General features: G+C 48.6%; 2 protein-coding genes. One reads left to right on the forward strand and one right to left on the reverse strand.

Going from position 1 to position 2,708, the window contains the following annotated elements; genetic code table 11:
• The first annotated feature begins 69 nt into the window (after positions 1 to 69).
• On the forward strand, positions 70 to 1,308 hold the full coding sequence (locus PX481_RS28530) for a sulfonate ABC transporter substrate-binding protein (RefSeq protein ID WP_288097323.1): 1,239 nt from the start codon (positions 70 to 72) through the stop codon (positions 1,306 to 1,308).
• Positions 1,309 to 1,562: 254 nt separating this feature from the next.
• On the opposite strand, the gene PX481_RS28535 is transcribed toward PX481_RS28530, so the two are convergent.
• Entirely contained in the window at positions 1,563 to 2,654 is a 1,092-nt protein-coding gene (locus PX481_RS28535) for a sigma-70 family RNA polymerase sigma factor (protein ID WP_288023203.1), read from the reverse strand.
• Positions 2,655 to 2,708: the final 54 nt, after the last annotated feature.

The following is a 2,708-nucleotide window of genomic DNA, read 5'->3' on the forward strand; positions in this document are numbered from 1 at the left end:
TCGAGTTGGGAAACCCTTCCCTCTTGTCTCCTTGCCCGACGATAAATCTTGTTTTCTGCGAGAAATCCCATGCTCCACCGTTCGATCAAGTGTCTCTGGAAACCGTGGCGAAATTGGCGGGGAGTTCGTCCCGCGGTGCTTTTTGTGACCAGCCTGGTCGGGAGCTTTCTCCTGGCTGGATTTTCCCACACGATCGCCGTCGGTCAAAATTCTCGATCCGATAACCCGATTCTGAACCTCGTCGATAGCTTTAAATTCCCCCGGAATACCACTCCCCGGCTATTGGAAACCGTGGGATTATTTATCGCCGGAATTCTCTTCTGTATCCTGATCGATCGCTGGTTCAAGCGCTCAACCCCCGACCCTATCACTCCCCTCGCCAAACAAGCGCGGCGGTTAGGAACCCTCAAGATCGGCTACCCTGAGGGCATGACCAATCTGGAAGTTCTCCGCGCCCAGGCCTTTCTGGAAAGACGCTTAAAACCCTTTGGGGTGACGGTAACGTGGACAAGTTTTCTGGCCGCTTCCTCTCTGATCGAGGCTTTGAGTAACGGAATGATCGACTTCTGCGGTGGTGGCGGTACGGCGAGTATTTTCTCCCAAGCGGCCGAACACGTCTTCGTCCGGGTAGCCAAGGAAAAATATACCGCCCCCAAAGGTCAGGCGATCCTCGTGCCGGAGGATTCGCCAATAGAGACGTTGGCGGATTTAAAAGGAAAAAGAATCGCCTTCGATCGGGGTTCGAGCGCCCATTACGTCCTCATCCGCGCCCTGATGAGAGTGAATCTAGAATTAAGCGATATCGAACCGGTGTATGCAACCCAACCGGAAGCACTGGTGCTTTTCCGTCGCGGTGAGATCGACGCTTGGGTGGTGTGGGTTCCCTACTCGCCCACGGAGACGCGCACCTATCCGGGAAGATCGTTGGCCGATTTGGAGAGCATCTTCGGGGAAAACGCCTCTCTAGAAGTGCCGACCTATTATTATGCGGTTCCCGAATTGGTGCGAGATTATCCCGATGTACTGAAGGTGATTTTAGAAGAGGTGAACGAGGCGGGTGCCTGGGCGAAACAACAGGAGTTAGAGGCGACGAGACGCTTGGCAGCTCACCACGAGATCGATCCGGCGATCGTGACTAATCTCGAACAACGGGCCTCTGAACGTGCCATTATCCCGATCGATGATCGCTCTCTGACGGCCCTACAACACCAAGCTCATATCTTCCGAGACCTGAAGCTGATCCCCCATCGGGTCAATGTGCGCGACGGAACCTACACCCTACAGACGAAACAAAATTGGACATATTAATAGTTAGTAAAAGTATAGTCAAATATAGACAGACTGAATTCCATTTCAGAAATTCCTTAAAAAATAGGGAGTATTTTCAGATCACTGATTATACTAAATCCGTTGAGTATAGGCTACATATCAGGATAGGCAAGAGGCAATAGGCAAAAGGAGGAATAAATAATCAGTTTTTAATAACAGGATTTAGTATTACTGTTCACTGAAAATACTCCCCACACCCTGCCCCCAGGAAAAACTTTTTCCACATACCCTAACTAACTCAACGCTTCAAAATAATCGCGAATGTGATTATGTAGCTGGGATTGACGCAGTTTTTGCAAAGCTTTCAACTCAATTTGTCGTACCCTTTCCCGGGATAATTCCAAAGTGCGACCGATATCAGCCAAAGAATGGGATTTACCATCGAGAAAACCATAGCGCAATTCAATCACTTGTCGTTCGCGAGTGGTTAAATCTGCCAATAGTTCTCTGATATCTCTTTGCAAAGATTCATAGACAAAATGATTTTCTGAAGACACTGCTTCGATTTCCAAAAGGTCTAATAATTCCGTATCTTTTTCCTTACCCACTTTTATTTCTAAGGAAACCGAACGCGGCACTGTCATCAACAATTCCCGCACAGCTTCAGGAGTCAGAGCTAACTCTTGGGCAATTTCCTCTACGGTCGCAGTGCGACCGCGCATTTGCGAGATTTTCCGTTGTGCCTTCTTAATTCTGTTGAGTTTTTCGGTAATATGAACCGGTAAGCGAATAATCTGGCTTTTAGTTGCGATCTCGCGTAGCGAGCGCGTTGCGACCGCTCTTGTCATTCCTTGACGGATCCACCAGTAGGCATAGGTACTAAAACGATAGCCTTTGGTGGGATCAAATTTCTTGACGGCGCGTTCTAAACCCAGGGTTCCCTCTTGAATCAAATCCAATAATTCTAAACCGCGATTCTGATATTTTTTGGCCACCGACACCACCAGACGTAAATTGGCCTTGATCATCTGTTCTTTGGCACGGGTACCAAGGGCAATAATTTCTTCTAATTCCCCCACTTCTAAGCCCGCTAGGTGCGCCCAACGCTGTTTCCCTGCTTTTAAAGCATTTTTTAACTCAGACACCCTGATTTGGGCGGTTTTTGCCCAGCGTTCTAGGGAGGGACGATGGGCTAATTGAGCGGTTAGCTGATCGCGCACCTCAATTAACTTGACAAATTGCTGTACTTGTGCATCACCTTGTTTAACGGCGGCGGCGCATAATTTCAGTAAAGACAGTTGACATCCTCGCCGCCGTAAAACGGACGGCGATTCCCAAACCTCACGATTTGAGTTTCTGCTTCTTTCCCGAAGGATTTTTCGCACCTGCCTTAACAGATTTACTCTGTTCTGGTCTTATGGTCGCTCTACAGACTGACA

It is taken from the genome of Microcystis sp. M53603_WE2 (genome assembly GCF_030065435.1).